We start from the raw sequence: 17,743 nt of genomic DNA on the forward strand, positions 1-17,743 counted from the left end.
TTCAGCAGAGAGTCAGGGACAGGCGGCGACCCCACTCCCCGTTGCTGGAACATTCTCGCAGCTCAACGGTTTTGCGTTCACAAACCAGGAGGTGGAAGATGATTGGTGTGAACCAGCAATCGATTGAAGATCAAATCGCCGAATTGCGATCGCAGATCGCGGAGGTGAAGCAAGCTGTGAGTGAGGGGATCAATTCTGCGGCTGAAGGCGCCTCTGGAATAGCTAGGAACGCAGCCCAGACGGTCCGACAGCAAGGACAGGGCGCAATAGAGGCCGCGCGGGAAAATCCCGGAACAGCAACGACAATCGTCAGTACGGCCGCGCTTATCGGATTTTGCATCGGCCTATACCTGGGCCTTTCTTCGACTAGTGGCGTTCGGGCGCGCTGGTAGGCAGGAGCCCCTTATCTTTCGAAGCCCAATCGAACATCCCTAGCATTTCTAACCGAGCAAGTGATCCGCAGCCGGATGGCATCTGTTAGTCGGCAAAGGGCGTGTTAGGTAAAGACTCCTTGCCGATTGCCGATTTGTCGGTGCCGCCGCCCGCCAGCGATCCCGGTCAGCCGGCTCTTGCGGTCGAAAGCTGACGACGAATTTGGACGCGCGCGGCTCGAAAGGCCGAGGCGCAAGGGTGAGCTTCCCTCCACTCAAGCCAAAGCCAACCGAAGTGTTGCCGACAGAGTTCGCCTCGACGAACGGGGCGCGACGCTCGACGTAGTTGCCGTTCGAGTTACCAGCGACCTGCACGCCGATTGGCCGATTGATGCCGGGGGTGCCATGTTCACAGAACTCGACCTCCTCGCTGATCCCGACGAACCGCGTGACCTCTACGGCATGCTGCTTCGCTGCGCGAAGAAGCTCGAAGCGGCATAGACTGACGCGAAGCAATCACGGTTTGTCGACGCTCAATTGGGGGCCAAAGGATCAGTTGACCCGGGCTCCTTCGGCGCAGAACAGATGGATCTTCTGGTTGTTCGGCTGGAGATAAATCTGCTCCTCAGGCTTCAGGTCCACGCGGCGATGCAGCACGACCCCCGCCGTGTGCGTGCCCACGCGCACCAGAAGGTGGGTTTCGGCGCCGGTTGGCTCGACGGTCAGCACGGTTGCCGGTATGCCGGTTTCGGCTATCTCCAGATCTTCCGGGCGGATGCCGTAGGTGCGTGCTTCACCGTGACCCAGCGACGCCGGCAGCGGCAGGGAAACACCGCCGTCAATGAAAAAGCCGCCATCACCGACGTTGCCCTCAAAGAGGTTCATCGACGGCGAGCCGATGAAGGTGGCGACAAAGGTATTGCCCGGGCGATCGTAGAGGTCGAGCGGCTTGCCGATCTGCTCCACGCGGCCGGCGCGCATGACGACGATCTTGTCGGCCATGGTCATGGCTTCGATCTGGTCGTGGGTAACGTAGACGATGGTCGTGCCGAGCCGCTGGTGCAATTCCTTGATCTCGCTGCGCATGGTCACGCGCAGCTTAGCATCGAGATTGGACAGCGGCTCGTCGAAGAGGAATACCTTGGGGTGACGAACGATGGCGCGGCCCATGGCGACACGCTGGCGCTGGCCACCGGAGAGTTGCTTGGGCAGGCGGTCGAGCAATGGTTCGAGCGCAAGAATTCCGGCGGCCTCCTTCACCAGCTTATCGATCGTCGCCTTGTCTCGACCCTGGAGCTTCAGGGAGAAGCCCATGTTCTCCTTGACCGTCATGTGCGGATAGAGTGCGTAGCTCTGGAACACCATGGCGATGTCGCGCTCCTTGGGTGCGACGTCGTTGACGACGCGGCCATCGATGCGGATTTCGCCGCCGCTGATGTCCTCGAGCCCCGCAAGCATGCGCAGGAGCGTGGACTTGCCGCAGCCGGACGGTCCGACGAGCGTGACGAATTCTCCATCCTGAATGTCCACGGAAACGCCGTGGATGACGGAGGCTGCGCCATACTGTTTCAGAACGCGGTCGATCGCTACCGATGCCATTTTTCTTCCTCCCTCAAAGCTTGAGTTGCCAGATTTTCGCGCCCGTGACGGCGCCCGTCAGCCTTGCCGATCGCGCGGCGGCAAATCCCGGAATGCGCTTGGTGCCTGTCCAGCGGCCGTTGTCGGCAAAGACCTCGATCGAGCCCGCATCGAGGAAGATGCGCAGCTGCGAAGGTCTGGCGCCTGACGCCAGATATCGCGGTGGCGGCTTGCCGGTACCGGCATCGAAGAGGATTGCAAGGCCCTCGTCATCGAGCCTGACGCCAAGCGCGACATCCGGGTGATCGAGGACGAGCTCGAAAGCCGCGCCGGCCTCGGGCAGTGCAAGCACGATCTCGACCGCACCGCTTTCGAGTGGAACCGTTTCGCCCGCAGCAAGGGCTGTTTCATCGAGCAGCCTGTGGCGCAGGCTTTCGACTGCCGCGACCGGCGGCGTCAACACGGCACCCCCATCGAGAAGCACGCGACGCGGCAAGGTCATCGCCGTCGGGAAATCGTCCTTCTTGGAAAAGTCGGTCCAGTTGGCAAGCCAGGCGATGCCGACCGGTTCGTCGCCGTCGACGAAGGCCTGGAAGGCGTAGGCGTCGGAGCCGAAATCCAGTTCCTGTTCGAATTCGGCCGTGAACGCCCGGCCGTCGAAGCGGCCGACGGTGACGGATGTGAGGTTGCGCCGGCCGGTGGCCGGGTCACGGCTTGTGAGCAGGCCAAAGATCAGCGCCCAGCGGGTCTCCGGATCATCCGCCATGCCGCCGACCGGCAGCATGCACGGGCACTCCGCTGCGGTCATGCCGAAACCGTCCTCGCGATGAATGATGTCGAGGAAGGTCCAGCCCGTGGCACCCTGCAGATCCGCCGTCTCGTAAAGCAGGACGACACCGCCCGATCGGTCGCGACTGCCAAGCAGCATCTTCCAGCGGCCGTCCGGGCCCTTGAACACATAGGGATCGCGGAAATCAGTCGTGAGGTTCAGACCCTCCGGACGGATAGGCAGGATCACCTCGGACGGGCCGGCAACGATGCCGTCTCGGCTGACGGCCGAGAGCTGGATCTGCTCCTCCGGCTCCCGGTCGCGAACGTGTTCGGTGTAGAAGACCCGGATGTCGTCCCCGTCCGGCCCGGAGACGGGGACGGCCGAGCCGGAAAAGGCGCCGCCACGGCCATCGTCCTTTTCCGACAGGTGGTCCGCCGGAAACAGGAACATCGGCAAGTGCGTCCAGCGGATCAAATCTTTCGAGACCGCATGGCCCCAGTGCATGGTGTTCCAACGCAAGCCATGCGGATAGTGCTGGTAGAAGAGATGGCCGAGACCCTCGAACCGGCCGAAGCCGTTCGGGTCGTTCATCCAGCCGAAGGGCGGTCGGAAATGGTAGCTGCCGGGAACCTCGGGCGGCGCCGTGCGGACGTCGCAATGGAGGACGCGGATCCCCTCCTCCAGCACCGTCTGCGGGTGGAACGCATAGGCGACGGAGAGCGCGGTTGTTTCCGCATCATAGGCAAGCACCGTGGGGCCAGTCGTCTCGAGCGTCACCGCGAAGAATTCGAACTCCCCGGCGCGGCGCGTGGACGGACCGGCAATCTCACTGCGGTCTAAGGTGACGGACAGTATTGCCTCGTCGCCAATTTTGCGCGCCTTCAGCCAGAGATGCAGCACGGTCCCGGCCGGGAGTTCGGCCTCGACGATTTCAAGCACGGGGCTCGCGGGTTTTGTCTGCGAAGTCATAATCAACCTTTCACGGCGGAGCCGACGAACGAACTTACGAACCAGCGCTGGAAGGCGAGGTAAAGGATGAGGACAGGGATCATCATCAGCACGGACGCGGCCATGGCGCGGTCCCAGTAAATGCTGTCCTGTCCGAAGAAGGTGGCGATCGCGACGGAGATCGGCCGGGCATAGTCGGTCTGGGTGACCAGCGTCGGCCACAGATACTGGTTCCAGCTCTCGATCCCCATCAGGATCGAGACCGTCGCAAGCGCCGGCAGGCTGAGCGGCATGTAGATCGACCGGTAGATGCGAAACGCCGACGCTCCATCCATCTCCGCAGCTTCGTAGAGTTCCTTCGGTAGCTGGGCGAAGAACTGGTAGAACAGGAAGACATAGAGCGGGCTTGCCACCCAGGGCAGGATCTGCACGGCAAACGTATCCGTCAGGCCCACCCGCGACATCATCACGACGAGCGGCATGATGATGCTTTCCTGCGGGATGACGTAGAGCGCGACCACGAGGGCAAGCAGGATCGCCTTGCCGCGAAGCGACGCCCAGGCGAGAACGAAGCCCGCCATGGAATTGATGATCAGCCCGGACACGACGGTGACGACGAGGATCACCAGCGAGTTGACGAGGTAGCGACCATAGGCAAGTTCGCCGGAGAAATTGGCGATCTCGCGGTAGTTCGACAGGGTCGGATCGCTGACCCAGAAGGCGCGGAAGCTGCCCATGTCCGCAAGGATGCGGAAACGGTCATCCTTGAGGCTGGCGATCAGCAGCATGAAGAGCGGCGAAATCATCACCAGAGCGATGATGAAGATGCAGACGGTCTGGACGACACGCAGGCCCGTCTTGCTGTTGCCGCGGGGGATCGCCAGCGGGGCTGGCTGGCTGAGCACGAGATCAGACATCGAAGCGCCTCAGGAGTTTGCGCTGGAGAAGCGCGATCAGAAGAACGATGACGAAGAGAATGACGGAGACGGCGGATGCGTATCCGAGCTTCTGTTCCTCGAAGCCGGCACGCACCATGTAGTGCACGACGGTCTCCGTGCTTTCCTTCGGTCCGCCCTGGGTCAGGATCGCAACCTGCGTGTAGAGCTTGAAGGCCTGGATCGTAGTGATGACCAGCACGAAGACGTGGGTCGGACGCAGGCCCGGCATGGTGACGTGCCAGAAGCGGCGAAACGCGCTGGCGCCGTCGATGCGGGCGGCATCGTAAAGTTCGTCCGGAATGCCCTGCAGGCCGGCGAGGTAAATGATCATCTGGAAGCCATAGGCCTGCCAGGCCGAGAGCAGCACGATCGAGAACATCGCCCAGTTCGGGTCGCCGAGCCAGTCGATCGGCTGGATCATGCCGCCGGACAAGAAACCGACGATCTGGTTGAGCGGACCGCTCGGATACTGGAACAACGTGCCCCAGATCACGCAGACGACCACCATGGATGTAATCGCCGGCAGAAAGAACATGCCGCGCAGAAGGTTCTGCATCGGCAGCTTCTGGTGCAGCAGCAGCGCCGTCAGGAAAGCAAGACCGCACTGAACCGGCAGCACCCAAGCGGTGAAGCGGGTGACATTCCAGAGCGACGTCCAGAACAGCGGATCGGTGAAGACCCGCTGGAAATTCAGGAGGCCGACGAAACGCACCGGCGTCGGACGCGGCACCAGCGGCTGATTGGTCATCGCCGTCCAGAAGGATAGAAGAAACGGCGTGATCAGGAAGATGGCGAGCAGCAGCACGGCCGGTGCGATCATCGCGACCTCCTGCCAGAACCGCTGCCGGTCGCGCCGCCTGGCGGGGCGTGGCAGCGCGGCCGTAGACGTCTGTTGCAAGGTCATGGTCTCCTCCTCATCGCTCATCCTCCCGAAATCGCGCAGGGCCGGCCAGCGGGACGGCCCTGCAAAATACGCCCTATTGCTGCTCGTCGAAGGGCGGGTAGCCGGCGTTGTCCTCGATGTCCTGATCGATCTTCTTGGCCGCAGCCGTCAGTGCCTCCTGCGCATCACCGCCATTGAAGATTTTGTCGACCGCCTGCATGAAGGCCGAGGTGATCGTCGGATAGGCCGGGTGCGGCGGACGGGCGACGGCGGTTTTCGAGGCCTGCTCGAAGGCGACGGCAAGCGGCCCGCCTTCAGCGTAGAGCGGGGATTCTGCGGCAAAGCTCTTCAGGCCCGGATAGGCCGACTGGGTCTTTGCATAGTCGCGATAGTCCTTGTCCTTCAGAAGGAAGCTCAGGAATTTTCCGGCGGCCTCAGGGTTTTCGGAGCTCGCCGAGATACCCCAGATCCAGGTGCCGTTCGGGCTGACGCCCTTTTTGCCGATCTTCGGCAGCGGCATGACGACGATGTTGTCCTTCATCGCAGCGGCAGCTTCGGCGTAGAACCAGTGCCCACCCATGGCAAGCGCTGCCGGCTGCCCCTCTGCATAGAACTGGTTGGTGCCGGACGAGGTCGGAACAACCCAGCCGTTTTTCACCCAGGTCTGCATCATCGTCAGCGCCTTGACGCAGGCTTGGCTGTCGAGCGTGCCGCTCGCCTTCCAAGCCTTGCGATCGATCAGGTCGCAGCCCGCACTTTCGAGCAGCGTTCCGTAGGCATAGGTGATCCACTCGGTCTTGATCCCGTAACCGCGGAACGTGTCGATCGGCCACTTCACGCCTTCGAGTTTGGAGAGCTTTTCGAGATAGCCTTCGAATTCCTCGCGCGTCCAGGCATCATCGACAGATTTCGGAATGCGTGCGCCGATGGCTTCGAGATACTTTTTGTTGCCGTAGAGAACGACCGAGGAGTCAGTGAGACCGATTGCATAGAGGTCCTTGTCGATCGGGTAGGTTCCCTGAGCGATGTTCGAGCCGGTCATGTCGTCGAGGACATCCTTGTCGACGAGTGGCTTGATGGGCTGCAGGTAGCCCGACCAGACGTAGTTAGCGAGAAACGGCGCGTCGAGTTCCATCACGTCGGGCAACTGCTTTGCCATGACGGCGGCGCTGAACTTCTCGTTATAGGCGTCGTGCGGCGCGTAGATCATCTCGACGTCGATGTCGGGATTGGCTTCCTCGAAGCGCTTGGCGACGTCGCCATAGGCCTTCACCCAACCCGGATCGCCCTGGTGCATCACATGGATGACGGATTTTGCCTCTGCAAAACCGGCGGTCCATAAGAGTGCGGAAGACGCGAAAAGCACGCTAAGTAAACGATTACCCAGATAAGTTGTCATTGATCTTCTCCTCCTATTCAGTTCGACGAAAATGCTGATTGTCAGACCGATGCCCGCTCCACGAGATGAAACGGCAGCTTGCGCAGATGCGGCGGCTGAGGTTCCCCGGCGAGCAGTATCTCCATGGCCAGGCGGCCCATCGCGCGGTGCGGCAGGGCCATCGTCGTCAACGGCGGATCCAGCCGCGAGGCGAGCTCGACCTGGTTGTCGAAGCTGGCCACCGCAATGTCGTCCGGGATTTTAAGGCCGGCGCGCGCAAGGGCCGCATAGACTTCCATTGCGACACGGTCGTTGCCGCACAGGATCGCGTCCGGCCGCTGACCGGTGGCCAGCAATGTCTCGACATGCGACGCGACGAGGCTCGGAGCGCGGTCGCTATAAACGCTGCGGCGGACGGCCGGAAGCACACCAATCGGTTCGATGCCGTCCTCTTCAAGGGCTGCGCGAAAACCCTTCTCTCGTAGCGCCCCGGCAAGGATACCCGGCAGGTTGATGAAGGCGATGCGGCGGCGGGCAGAGGCGAGCAGGTAACGCACGATCTCGCGCGCCCCACCTTCTTCGTCGGGGACCAGTGACGTGACGCGCCCGGAGGCCTCGCGGCAATTGATCATCACGCCGACGGAGCCCGCGAGTGCCGGCGGCAGATCGACGTCCTTGTGGTACATGGCGGCATAGGCAACGGCACGCGGCCGGAACTGCTGCACCTCGTCGACCACCGAGCCGATTGACTGTCCGCTGCTGTGGTTGACGGCAAACACTGCCATGCCTGCACTGCGCGCAGCACCATCGAGCCCGCGCACGATTTCGGTGGCGAACGGCGAAGTGATGAGGCCATCAGAAACGACGCCGACCAGCGGCAGCCATCCCTGACGCACACCGCGCGCGGCGAGATTAGTCACGTAACCCAGTTCCTCCGCGATCGCCTTCACCTTCTGGCGCGTGTCGTCCGACATGCGCGCGGAGCCACCGTGCAATGCGCCGGAGACCGTCTTCACCGAGACGCCTGCACGCTCCGCAATGTCAGAAAGCGAGATTGCCACGATGCTCCTGAACTCCGTTGGGTTATCGATTACCCTATAGTTTAAACCGCGGTCTTTTGTCAAGCGACGGCGGCGATCTTCGACGTGCTCGGCAACGCCGTCGAATGCGAGAGCAAGGTGGAATATGACCTTCTCGCCGCAGCCAGCGCCGTGATGGCCGCCTATTTCGGCATCATACACCGCACGACAGAATGGCTCACCCAAAATAGCCTGCCGGGAGAAAAGGGCCGCGCCTATCTCGTGCCCCTGTTTGCCGGTCGTTCCGAAGCGGCACTTCACGCAAGGCAAGGATGTCGACTTCGTCGAGAGGTGCCGCGAGTTTGCCACCAAGAGCGGCCTCAACGAACAGGTGTTCCGGGACTTCGACGAAAGGGGCGGAACCCAAGCGCTGACGCGAGTGCTCGACAGAGTGTTCGAGCGGATCAACAACCGCTAACAGGTGACGCTCGCCGCCATTTCTCCCCATGCGGTTGATTAGATCACGAATTCCTCCTCATAGGTCTGCGGCTCGGGAACGACCGTAACCTCCACCGGCACGATCCAATTGGCCGCGTAGCTCTCGAAGTCGGAACGCTGCTGGTCGGGCTGCACGCGCCCCGCCGCATCGATCGCGCGACATCGCAGTTTGTATTGCCCCACCTTTTCAGGGGTCCACGTGTAGTCCCACAAGCGCCATGCAAAAGGACGTTCTTTCTCGAGGAGGCTTGCCTCGCGCCAGCCACTTCCATCTTCGGTGCAGACCTGAACCTGCCGGATAGCAGCCTCGCCGCCCCAGGCGGCTCCGAAAATTCGATAGGGTTGGCCGGCGATGAGACGCGCGCCCTGCACGGGTCGCGCGATCTGCGCTTTGACCTCCATCTCCGTGAGGGGGACTAGGCTCGGTTCCCCGAGGTTGCGCTCCCAACGGAAGTACTCACGCGCTTGCCAGTAGCCAAGGAATGGTTGTTCCAAAACCGTGATATGGGTAATCCACTTGACCCAAGCCATGCCGAACCAGCCACCCACAACCGCGCGCAGCGGGTAGCCGTGATCGCGCGTCAACGGCTCCTCGTTCATCGAATGGGCAAGGATCGTGCTGTGCGCCATGGCCTTCTCAAGCGGTAGACTGCGCGCAAAAGCGATGGGGCCAGGAGAAGCCGTTTTTTTGTTCGTGTCGACGACGCCGCTGTCTGCGCCCACAAGCAGGACCTCACGCGCGTTAGGCTTAACGCCCGCCATTTCCAATATCTCGCTGAGAAGAACTCCTGTCCACGCAGCATTGCCGACGGCTCCGTTCTGCCACTGCAACCCCTCCTTCGGTGGCACATAGTAGACGCGGCCATTCCCGGCGCATTCGACGACGGCAGTCAAGCTCGTGCTCCGCATCGCCTTGATGCTGTCGAGGTCAAGTTCGAGCGGCCGCGCCACCGCCCCGTTAACGCGCAATCTCCAGTCTCGCGCATCGAGGTCCGGCGAGGGGAAATGGTTTCGCACGAAGAACAGCTCGGTTGGGATCAGCAAATCGGAGAGCGACGCAAATGGAAACTCGGTATTCTGTGGGGATTTTTGTCGAACTATCAGGCTGGGTTGCTCTGGTGTCGGCATCGTTCTCGTCTCTCCTTCCAAAAGCACAACCTCGGTATCCATCCCCGCGGGTTCCGGTTAGATCACACCCCGCGCAGTGCGCCTGTCGCGTTCCGCCTTCGGCCGCATTCTCGCCTATACCGCACGTTTCGAGCATCGACCTCGGACGGCAGCTTACTGCATGGTCACATCTCTCTTTCGCGCCGGCTTGTCGTTGAGACAGTACCTCTGCAGAAGACCAGCAACATGTTGTTGGCAGGCATCTCGATCGTCTCGCGGAGAACAAGTCCAGCGGCCTCACCCATTTGTTCAAGGTCAGCGATATCACGCACACCCCAGGATGGGTTGCGCTCCTTTAGAGCGGCGTCGAAAGCAGCATTCGAGGGGGCGTTGTGTACGCCGTCGCGCATAAAGGGACCGTAGAGAAGGAGAAGCCCACCATCGTGAAGCAAACGGCCAGCTCCTTCGAACAATCCTGAGCTTGCCGTCCATGGCGCGATGTGGATCATATTGATTGATAAGATGGCGTCAAAATGCCCCGTTTGTTCGACGATCCATTGTCCTGAGCACACATCAATATCCCGCGGTGCCAGCACATTCTTCAGCCTTGAGAATTTGATCCAGCTAGACGTACTGGCGCGGGCGCCGGCATCCGGATCGCTCGGCTGCCAGGTGATGTCTGGCATTGCCCCCGCAAAACACACGGCGTGCTCGCCGGTCCCGCATCCAATCTCCAGAACGGTGCCACGTGTTGGAAGGACACGTTGTAGGACCGCGAGGATCGGCGCCGAATTTCGCGCAGCGGAAGGTGAGAACATGCGCTGGTCGGCGCTGACGTCGCGCTGTTCCAGCGCAACAGGCGAACGGTCCTTCTTCTCTGGGAGCATTGGCCTGTAATCCCCTTTGGGCAATGCCTCCACCTTATAGCTGAAATAACTGAAATCAAGGATTGCGGACTTACAAAGGGTCGTCGGTGCTGCGTTCGGGATCATGTCCCAGGGAGTGGTGTAAGTGGCGGCTTTGGTCGCCGCGTTCTTGCATGGGCCGGGATGATCAGCGCGCCACGGCTGGCAGGCTGATGAGCGGATCATCGCTCATCTGGCTGATGGTTTCCAGCGTCATGTATCTGGCGCGTTGGACAGCCCATTCGTCGTTCTGCTCGAGCAGGATCGCGCCGACGAGGCGGACGATGGCGTCAGAAGGCATCGAGGCAATCATCAGCAAGACACTGCGCGAGCAATGGCTGACGCTCGAGGCGCCTCCTCTCGCACCGGTCGTCGCCGAAACCCGTGCGCGCTGTGAAGAGGCTGGTCTTGCCCTGCCGTCCTATGTCACCATTGCCCGGCGCATCCCGGCGCTGTTTTCGCCTGAAGAGATCGCCAGAAAGCGGTCGGCCAATCCAAAGCACCTGCTGCGGTTAAAACCGCGACCAGGCTATATCCACGCACCGCACCCACTCGACGTCTGCCAGATCGACCATACGCCGACCGATTTGAGCGAAAACAAGGTCGCGCGGCCCGGCTGATCACCTGAAAGCGCCGGTCATACCGGCGGGTTCCGGCCAAGAGGCACCGCTGGAGCAGAGCAAACACTGCATGCAGTAAGCTGCAGAATCGCAATGCGCTCAGGCCTGGAGGTTGTCCGCCGACATCTTGCCGGACTTGCGGTCTTTCACCAGCTCATAGGTAACCTTCTGGCCGTCGTTGAGTCCGCGTAGACCAGCTCGCTCTACCGCGGAAATGTGGACGAACACATCGGCAGTTCCGTCATCCGGCTGGATGAAACCGAAGCCTTTTGTTGTGTTGAACCATTTTACTGTACCGGTTGCCAAAGTATCCTCCTTTGATCATCGTCGTGTCGGACCGATAGGCTCGAATGATACTGGTACGCTCACATTAGTAGACGGTTCCGGCGTCAACGAAAAGCATGCGAGCTCTCGCGTCTATCGCACCGGACCAAAATTCCGGATCTTGGTTGCTTACCTTTGCTGTAAGCACGGTAGAGCGGGCGTAATATGGCTGCAAGATCAAGACGCAGTCGTAAAGGGCCTGAACGCGTTAATTGCGCCGATGCGCCTAATCCCAGGACAGTTGATCCTTCGGAAGCCGACCACTTGGGTCGTGTACCTGCACTTTATGCGGCAGGTTGGGGCCCCAGTTCCAAAGCACCAGATTTCGATCTCCCTCTTCGGCGCCGGGCGCAAAGCTGGGTACTATGATGCCTGCCGTGCCCCTCGCCTTGAGTCGATCGTATATCGACCAGGATGGGGGTCTCCTTCCTTCGGAAAGCGTGGTGGCCCAACTGCAGGCCATTTCCTCCACCGAAACGGAATTCGAGGCCCGACCAACTTCAGAAGCAAGATCCGTAATGTCATCACAGTCGACATCGTAGGAACAAAGTACACAAGGGTCGATGCGATGGGCAAACCCTTGATTGGCTTCCTTTACCGCCGTCATCACACTAAGGGCGAGATAGAGAGCTGGCACGCCTTTTGGGTTGAACCGCGCGCCTCTTATAGCCGCGCCATCTCCTGAAACCGGTTTGAAAGCCCAGCGTGGATCGTGCGCACGGTAACAATTGCCCACAAACCTCAAGCGAAGCCCCCTAGGGCCATATGATCGAGGTAATCTCGCACCGCCGCGGCCTTGCCGTCTTTTACGAGAGCCTCGGGCGTACGCCCGCCAAAAGCTGGTAGAGGTTGGGCCCGGTACCAAGCCATTGCCTGCTCCTTACCACCGGCCCAATCTGAGACACGACTGATAATCTCCAGCATTTCCCGAAGACGGCTCTGCGTTTTCGCGCCCAGGCTACGTTCACTTCTATACAGTGTTTCGCGGGCTAGCCCCGCCGTCTCGGCCAACTGGCTCTTAGACATGCCGAAGCCGGTTGCGACCCGTTCCACAGCGATCTTTCCCGAGCGATCCATATAGGACAGCACCAAGGGACCGCTGTGCTCTAAAGATTTCAGAACCTGAGGCATGATCATTCCGCCATATCCAGCAACTCATTTATTGTGCGAAATATATGACTCTATTGACGGTAACGCAAGCGACTACGACATTCGCCGGGGTAGCGAGAAGTTTCAAGCCACTGCCACCCCCAAAGAGCCGTTCGCTAGGCGCTTCGAGCAACCACTGGATTCGCCCGCAACAGAGCCATCAACACCGGCCCGAGCGAAAACTCCCCTCGCCGCGCCTTGTCCGTCAGATTGCGCAGATATCCGCCGGCCGAGTTGATGTGCCCTGCCCTTTCGAGAATACAGGCCATTGTCGCAGCCACATTTTCCGGCCCCATCGCCTCGCAGGCGTCCTGGTAGGCGCTTGGACTGACGCCCAGCATCGATCGGACCACCACTCGCCTACTCATCCCACCTACCTGAAGGTCCGGCTGCGGCAGGTGTTTGGTGAAGATCTGTACTCAGTTATCAAATCGACCGCTGTCCCGGGCGCTCGCCGCTGCCGCCACGCCGTTGCTTTTGCGACGGGCTTGGGTCTTTTTGCGGTGATAGGTCCACCTTTCATATCGCACCTCGATCGCGCTAAGGGCGATGTTTGCGAGCAAAGGTGAGATGATCCCGCCCTGAGGGATACCGGCGTCCGTCCGGAGGAACTGATCCTCAGTCAAAACACCGGCCTTGAGGAATAATCCGACCAATCTCACCACTCGTCGATCACCGATGCGCTTGCGCATCCGCTCGAGCAGCTGATGATGATTGATATTGTCGAAGCATCCTTTGATGTCCCCCTCAATAACCCAAGGATATGGCAACCGGTTTCGCCGAGTGTCCTTGTCCCGCTTCTGCGGCAAGGCTGCCCGACGAATGTACTCCAAGGCGCCGTGGGTGTTTCTGCCGGGTCGAAACCCATAAGAGACATGCCAGAATTGCGCCTCGAAGATCGGCTCCAAAAGGATTCTGGCCGCGCCTTGTACGACGCGGTCTCTGATGGTGGGGATGCCCAAGGGTCGGAATTGCCCCGGTTTCCCGGCCTTTGGAATGAGCTTGCGCCTGGCCGGACTTGGCCGATATGCACCACTGCGCAGATCAGCTTGAAGATCGACCAGGAAGCGATGTTCACTCCTGTTTCGGATACGTCCCACCGTCATCCCGTCAACCCCGGCCGTGCGTCCACCTTTGTTGGAGGCAACGCGCTGCTAGCCAGGCAACAAGGTTGAGCCAGCTTCGTCCACCGAGGGCGGCGTGACGGTCGGAAAGCGCCCGTTTTGGCGCGTTGCTACCTTATCAAGGCCAGTGGCTCTATCCCGCGACGTCCAGGCACGTGAGCCCGCCCTTGATCAGGCTTTCAGGAAGACCAGCGCTCGCAGGATCTCCGCAAAATCCGCATGCTTGAAGGCGACGGCGCGAGGACCGTGCGCATATGCACCGGGATACCAGCCGGCACGATAGGCATCCGTCGGATTGTTGAACTCGATCACCACTTCGTAGCGCTCGGCCCTGGACGGCAGCACCTGAGCGAAATCGCCGGACAGCGCTTCTGCCACGCCTTCACGAATAAGCCGGCGCGACCAAGCAGGCGAGATCGACGTCGTCGAACGACCTTTACCCTCCAGCGTTTCCACGGACTTCAGCCCCGGCACCATCGCCCGCGCCTCAGAGCAAATACCGGCATCGCCGGCAAGGAAGACCGACGGTACACCGTAACCGGCGGCACAGAGCGAGTTGACGGTAAATTCCGAGGCGACCTCTCCGTTCAAAAGCAGGCGCGAGATGCGCATCGTGGAGGTATGGGCGAGCGGATTTGCCTCGCTGCCCGCTTTGGAGTGATAGCCCGTATAGAGCGCGGCCGCGAAGCCGGCATCGAGGCCGAACATCATCGCATCCGGATGGCCGGACCAGCCGCGCACAATGCGGACATAGTCCGGCAGGCGGTCGAGGATGAGGTTGCGACCGCTGTCATGGGCGTCTTTCACCACGACTTCCGTCGCACCGGCGGCACGCGCGCCCTCGCAGGCAGCGACCACCTCGGCGGTCATCAGGGCGCGAAATTCGGTCCAGTCGGAATGGGTGCGCTCGGCTTCGTCCCATTGCGCGATGCCTGCGGTGCCTTCGATGTCAGCGGAGATGAAAACTTTCATGGGTGGGTTCCTCTATCGGTCAAATCGGGAAGAGCGGGATAGATGCGGTCGTTTCAGGCAGGGATCGCGAAGGCCAACCAACGCGATGGGCGCCGCCAACCGCGGGGGCTTCAGCGGCCACTTTGGCAGACTTGGTCATCGGCGAGGCACGTCTGACCGGTGATCGGCGATTTGCATGTCGTTTAACGGAACATTGGTGCAGCTCGCCGCCACAGGCCAATTCAATTTGGGCAAAACTCCATGCAAGAATCGCCTAACTCCCGAGATTTCAATCGGTTATGAATAACTCCCTCACGAGCAGGCGTGCGTGCACGGTCGCTAGCGCGGAGTTCTCGCCGACGCCAACGTCGGTGAGAACTCCACACGCAGGTCTAGAGAAGTTCGCCCATCGACTGCAGGAGCCGTTCGATCTGATCGGCCGTGTGCTCGGAAAACACCGCAAGCCGCATGGTCGCAACATCTGACGCGTCGGAATAACCACCAGGCTGCTGCACCCTGACGATGATGTCGCGCTCCGCCAGACGATCGCGCAGCTGTTCGAGGTCGGTGACGCCCTTGATGGTGACGATCGGTACCGGCGTGTCGGCAACGTCGAACCCGAGGGTCCGCAACCCGCTGCGCATATGCTTGACGTTGCGAACGAGGTTGGCGCGCTTTTCCGGTGTCGCCTGCAGAACGCGCAACGATGCGGCTGCAGCGGCTGCAAGACCCGGTGGCGCCGGCGAGGCACCACGCATGATCATGGCATTGCCCGCGATCTTGGCGGCCAGATCCGCACTACCGGGAACGATGCCGCCGAGCGCGCCGAACGCCTTGCTCATCGTGCCGGCGAGATAGTTGCCCTCGCCTTCGAGCCCCGCGTGCTGCAGCGATCCGCGGCCGGTCTCACCAAGAACGCCGACACCGTGGGAATCGTCGATGCAGAGCAGCGCACCATCATAGGGGGCCATGGCCTGCCGGTAATCCCCAAGTGGCGCCAACCGTCCGGATGACGGAAAGACGCCGTCGGTCAGCACCGCCGGCCGCTCGCCCGCCTTCACATGCAACGACAGTTGCGCAGCAAGATCCTCCGGATCGGCATGCCGAAATTCGTGAACCCGCTTGCCGAGCGTCGGGATCGCGTCACGGGTGCTGTAATGCGTTGCGTAATCCATGAAGATGACATCGAATTCGTCGCGCAGCCCCTGCAGCAACACCATGGGGCTGGTGTAGCCGGAAATCATGTAGACGACCTCGTCTGTGCCGAACCAGTCGCGCAACCGCTCCTGCAAATCGGCATAGACCTGCATATGGGCGAGCGTCCCCGGCCCCATGCCGTAGCGCCTGGTCGCTTCGCAGGCTGCCTCGATCACCTCGGAGTGGCCATGCAGGCAGAAGTACGACGTGCCGCAATAATAGTCGACCTCGCGCCCGCCGATGGACATGCGGGCGCCAAGAGGTGACTCCATCTTGATTGGAGCGGTCATGGTCACGCCGCTTCGGCCTGGGACGGGCTGCGTCGCGCCAGGAACATCGGCCCGACGCGGATGCCGCGCTTGCCGTTGTCGTCGACGGCATCAAGTTCGAGGATCTCGTCTTCGTAAAGCCGCCCATGCATGCGGAAGCGTCCCTCCTCGACCGGTTCGCATGTGTGCGTGCAGAAGTACTCGATCAGGCACTTCAGGCCGCCATGGCTGTAGGTCAGGTAGGTGATGTTGAAGTCCGGCCCATATTCGCCGAGATGCGGCGCAATGGCGTCGGGCACGGTCTCGTCCTCAGGCGTCTCAATGCGTGTCCAGCTTGTATCCCGCCAGACGAGCTTGCCGGCTGCCGGGAAGGAGAGGTTCATATGGGCATAGTCCGCGCCGCGCCCGTAGATGCGACCGTCGATGACGAAATCGTTGCCGGCAACGGGACGGATCCGGTGCGGAACGCCCTCGCCCATAAGGTAGATCTTGCCGTCCTTGGATTTGACCTCGACGATCTCCTGCGTGGCGTCGTTGCGGTAATAGCCCGGCAGGGTCTTGAACTGCGCTTCGGGGATCTCCGGCGGACGCTGTGTCCGCTCGGGCATCTTGCCCATCTTGCGCTCGGCAAGAACGATGCGCACGCCGTCGACGCCGAGCCGCGAGGCGATCTGGTTGGCGAAATCAAGGGTCGCAAAGATCAGCACGCCTACGCCGGCGGCAGGCAACAGCATCATCTGCGAAGCATAACCATAGACGGCGCCACCATGGCCGACCGAGGTCCAGCCGTCGACGTCGCCGGCACCGAAGCACAGGCCATACCCGTTGAGCGTCTTGTCGTGGCCGGCCGGACGTTTGCCGAACGGTGTCCACATCTCACGCAGCGACGCCGGCGAGATGATCGAATTGCCGGCAGCGTCAAAGCCGCCGCGCAGCAGGCACTGGGCGTAGCGTGCCATATCCCCCGTGGTGGAAAAGATGTTGCCGGCCGGCGAGCCGCCAAGGCTGAACACCGGCGCCGGCGTATCGCCGTCGAGCGTCCACATGTCGGCCGGCGCAAGCCGCTCGCGAATGCCCGGCGCCATGCCGCAGGAGGAACTGTCCATGCCGAGCGGTTTCAGAATGTTGGCAGCGACATAGTCGGAATAGCTCTGCCCGGTGACGACCTCGATCACCCGACCGACGACGGCGATGCCGGCGTTGGAGTAATGCATCACCCCGAGGCTCGGATCCTGCTTCAAGGTCGAGCTGGCGAGCTCGTCGACCGTGTCTTCCAGCGGAGGACGGGTCGCGTCGAGGTAGTGGCCACTCTTGGGTTCGCGCACGAGCCCGGCCGTATGGGTCATCAGCTTGCGCAGGCTGATGACCGAGCCGTGAGGCCCGCCCTCGGCGCCAGCGAACGGGTTCACCGGCTTAAATCCGGGCAGGTAGGTCGAGACGTCGACATCGATATCGACAAGGCCCTTTTCGACCAGTTGCATGATCGCCAGCGAGGTGAAGGTCTTGGTGATCGAGCCGATACGGAAGCACGTGTCCTTGCCCATGTCGAAATGGCGGTCATGGCGCTGGACATGGCCTTCGGCAAGCACACCGTCTCGGTCGACGAGGGCGTAGGAGATCGACGGGATCGCCTTGTCCTCGACCTCGTACCGGATCAGATCCTCGAACAGCTCGATGGAAGCAGCAGACAGAGAGGACATGGAAAATGCTCC

Annotated in this window: 16 protein-coding genes and 4 pseudogenes; 3 read left to right on the forward strand and 17 right to left on the reverse strand. The window is 61.3% G+C overall.

From position 1 onward, the window contains the following. Positions 1–98 precede the first annotated feature (98 nt). Positions 99–392, forward strand: coding sequence for a hypothetical protein (locus ASD01_RS19285; RefSeq protein WP_060517231.1), 294 nt, complete (start codon positions 99–101; stop codon positions 390–392). Between the two features lie 531 nt (positions 393–923). Here the strand turns inward: ASD01_RS19285 and ASD01_RS19290 are convergent. From ASD01_RS19290 to ASD01_RS19315, 6 genes are all read right to left on the reverse strand, one after another. Continuing rightward, positions 924–1,970, reverse strand: a complete 1,047-nt coding sequence (locus ASD01_RS19290) for an ABC transporter ATP-binding protein (RefSeq protein WP_060644270.1) — start codon at positions 1,968–1,970, stop codon at positions 924–926. Between the two features lie 13 nt (positions 1,971–1,983). Further along, complete coding sequence (locus ASD01_RS19295) at positions 1,984–3,690, reverse strand: GH32 C-terminal domain-containing protein (protein ID WP_060644271.1); 1,707 nt, start codon at positions 3,688–3,690, stop codon at positions 1,984–1,986. 2 nt (positions 3,691–3,692) lie between these two features. After that, positions 3,693–4,586 carry a carbohydrate ABC transporter permease gene (locus tag ASD01_RS19300; RefSeq protein WP_060644272.1) on the reverse strand — a complete coding sequence of 298 codons (894 nt, stop codon included), beginning with the start codon at positions 4,584–4,586 and terminating at the stop codon, positions 3,693–3,695. Beyond that, on the reverse strand, positions 4,579–5,511 hold the full coding sequence (locus tag ASD01_RS19305; RefSeq protein ID WP_029742590.1) for a carbohydrate ABC transporter permease: 933 nt from the start codon (positions 5,509–5,511) through the stop codon (positions 4,579–4,581). The genes ASD01_RS19300 and ASD01_RS19305 overlap by 8 nt, the downstream gene beginning before the upstream one ends. Before the next feature lie 73 nt (positions 5,512–5,584). After that, complete coding sequence (locus ASD01_RS19310) at positions 5,585–6,889, reverse strand: ABC transporter substrate-binding protein (protein ID WP_156623667.1); 1,305 nt, start codon at positions 6,887–6,889, stop codon at positions 5,585–5,587. A 41-nt stretch (positions 6,890–6,930) separates the two neighbouring features. Continuing rightward, positions 6,931–7,929 (reverse strand): LacI family DNA-binding transcriptional regulator, encoded by a 999-nt coding sequence (locus tag ASD01_RS19315; protein ID WP_060644273.1) that lies wholly within the window; start codon positions 7,927–7,929, stop codon positions 6,931–6,933. A gap of 66 nt (positions 7,930–7,995) precedes the next feature. Between ASD01_RS19315 and ASD01_RS37435 the strand changes: the two are divergent. Next, a pseudogene (locus ASD01_RS37435) lies at positions 7,996–8,365 on the forward strand (pyrroline-5-carboxylate reductase); the annotation flags it as partial. A 38-nt stretch (positions 8,366–8,403) separates the two neighbouring features. Here ASD01_RS37435 and ASD01_RS19325 read toward each other — a convergent pair. The 3 genes and pseudogenes from ASD01_RS19325 to ASD01_RS35675 all read right to left on the reverse strand — a co-directional run. Continuing rightward, positions 8,404–9,555 (reverse strand): sulfite oxidase, encoded by a 1,152-nt coding sequence (locus tag ASD01_RS19325; protein WP_060644274.1) that lies wholly within the window; start codon positions 9,553–9,555, stop codon positions 8,404–8,406. 122 nt (positions 9,556–9,677) lie between these two features. Then, entirely contained in the window at positions 9,678–10,379 is a 702-nt protein-coding gene (locus tag ASD01_RS19330; RefSeq protein ID WP_060644275.1) for a DUF938 domain-containing protein, read from the reverse strand. A gap of 166 nt (positions 10,380–10,545) precedes the next feature. Then, positions 10,546–10,689 (reverse strand): annotated as a pseudogene (locus tag ASD01_RS35675) (IS256 family transposase); the annotation flags it as partial. 7 nt (positions 10,690–10,696) lie between these two features. On the opposite strand from ASD01_RS35675, the pseudogene ASD01_RS34820 reads away from it, so the two are divergent. Continuing rightward, a pseudogene (locus ASD01_RS34820) lies at positions 10,697–10,990 on the forward strand (Mu transposase C-terminal domain-containing protein); the annotation flags it as partial. Between the two features lie 126 nt (positions 10,991–11,116). Here ASD01_RS34820 and ASD01_RS19340 read toward each other — a convergent pair. The 8 genes and pseudogenes from ASD01_RS19340 to ASD01_RS19370 all read right to left on the reverse strand — a co-directional run bounded on the left by ASD01_RS19340 (position 11,117) and on the right by ASD01_RS19370 (position 17,731). After that, positions 11,117–11,323: a cold-shock protein gene (locus tag ASD01_RS19340; protein WP_060517255.1), complete on the reverse strand. Its 207-nt coding sequence runs from the start codon at positions 11,321–11,323 to the stop codon at positions 11,117–11,119. Positions 11,324–11,567: 244 nt separating this feature from the next. Beyond that, positions 11,568–12,086 (reverse strand): RES family NAD+ phosphorylase, encoded by a 519-nt coding sequence (locus tag ASD01_RS34825; RefSeq protein WP_082584653.1) that lies wholly within the window; start codon positions 12,084–12,086, stop codon positions 11,568–11,570. Further along, positions 12,083–12,472, reverse strand: coding sequence for an antitoxin Xre/MbcA/ParS toxin-binding domain-containing protein (locus ASD01_RS19350; RefSeq protein ID WP_029742583.1), 390 nt, complete (start codon positions 12,470–12,472; stop codon positions 12,083–12,085). Before ASD01_RS19350 ends, ASD01_RS34825 begins: the two co-directional genes overlap by 4 nt. Positions 12,473–12,606: 134 nt before the next feature. Then, positions 12,607–12,858 (reverse strand): annotated as a pseudogene (gene repC, locus ASD01_RS34830) (replication initiation protein RepC); the annotation flags it as partial. A 51-nt stretch (positions 12,859–12,909) separates the two neighbouring features. Beyond that, the gene (locus ASD01_RS19355; protein ID WP_244495268.1) at positions 12,910–13,596 is read right to left on the reverse strand and encodes a reverse transcriptase domain-containing protein; all 687 of its coding nucleotides are present in this window, start codon (positions 13,594–13,596) and stop codon (positions 12,910–12,912) included. Positions 13,597–13,785: 189 nt separating this feature from the next. Continuing rightward, a complete protein-coding gene (locus ASD01_RS19360; RefSeq protein ID WP_060644278.1) occupies positions 13,786–14,586 on the reverse strand; it encodes a M55 family metallopeptidase in 801 nt (266 codons plus the stop codon). A gap of 371 nt (positions 14,587–14,957) precedes the next feature. Further along, positions 14,958–16,052, reverse strand: a complete 1,095-nt coding sequence (locus tag ASD01_RS19365; protein WP_060644279.1) for an aminotransferase class I/II-fold pyridoxal phosphate-dependent enzyme — start codon at positions 16,050–16,052, stop codon at positions 14,958–14,960. Positions 16,053–16,054: 2 nt separating this feature from the next. After that, positions 16,055–17,731 (reverse strand): serine hydrolase domain-containing protein, encoded by a 1,677-nt coding sequence (locus ASD01_RS19370; RefSeq protein WP_060644280.1) that lies wholly within the window; start codon positions 17,729–17,731, stop codon positions 16,055–16,057. Between the last annotated feature and the right edge of the window lie 12 nt (positions 17,732–17,743).

Origin of the sequence: Ensifer sp. Root423 (genome assembly GCF_001426275.1) — a bacterium.
In the GTDB taxonomy this organism is placed as follows: Bacteria; Pseudomonadota; Alphaproteobacteria; order Rhizobiales; family Rhizobiaceae; genus Ensifer; species Ensifer adhaerens.

Coding starts and splice junctions, on each gene's coding strand:
- ASD01_RS19325 (WP_060644274.1), bottom strand. CDS start 9,555: ATGGATACCGAGGTTGTGCTTTTGGAAGGAGAGACGAGAACGATGCCG.
- ASD01_RS19305 (WP_029742590.1), bottom strand. CDS start 5,511: ATGACCTTGCAACAGACGTCTACGGCCGCGCTGCCACGCCCCGCCAGG.
- ASD01_RS19355 (WP_244495268.1), bottom strand. CDS start 13,596: ATGACGGTGGGACGTATCCGAAACAGGAGTGAACATCGCTTCCTGGTC.
- ASD01_RS19290 (WP_060644270.1), bottom strand. CDS start 1,970: ATGGCATCGGTAGCGATCGACCGCGTTCTGAAACAGTATGGCGCAGCC.
- ASD01_RS19330 (WP_060644275.1), bottom strand. CDS start 10,379: ATGCTCCCAGAGAAGAAGGACCGTTCGCCTGTTGCGCTGGAACAGCGC.
- ASD01_RS19300 (WP_060644272.1), bottom strand. CDS start 4,586: ATGTCTGATCTCGTGCTCAGCCAGCCAGCCCCGCTGGCGATCCCCCGC.
- ASD01_RS19370 (WP_060644280.1), bottom strand. CDS start 17,731: ATGTCCTCTCTGTCTGCTGCTTCCATCGAGCTGTTCGAGGATCTGATC.
- ASD01_RS19295 (WP_060644271.1), bottom strand. CDS start 3,690: ATGACTTCGCAGACAAAACCCGCGAGCCCCGTGCTTGAAATCGTCGAG.
- ASD01_RS19360 (WP_060644278.1), bottom strand. CDS start 14,586: ATGAAAGTTTTCATCTCCGCTGACATCGAAGGCACCGCAGGCATCGCG.
- ASD01_RS19365 (WP_060644279.1), bottom strand. CDS start 16,052: ATGACCGCTCCAATCAAGATGGAGTCACCTCTTGGCGCCCGCATGTCC.
- ASD01_RS19350 (WP_029742583.1), bottom strand. CDS start 12,472: ATGCCTCAGGTTCTGAAATCTTTAGAGCACAGCGGTCCCTTGGTGCTG.
- ASD01_RS19285 (WP_060517231.1), top strand. CDS start 99: ATGATTGGTGTGAACCAGCAATCGATTGAAGATCAAATCGCCGAATTG.
- ASD01_RS19310 (WP_156623667.1), bottom strand. CDS start 6,889: ATGACAACTTATCTGGGTAATCGTTTACTTAGCGTGCTTTTCGCGTCT.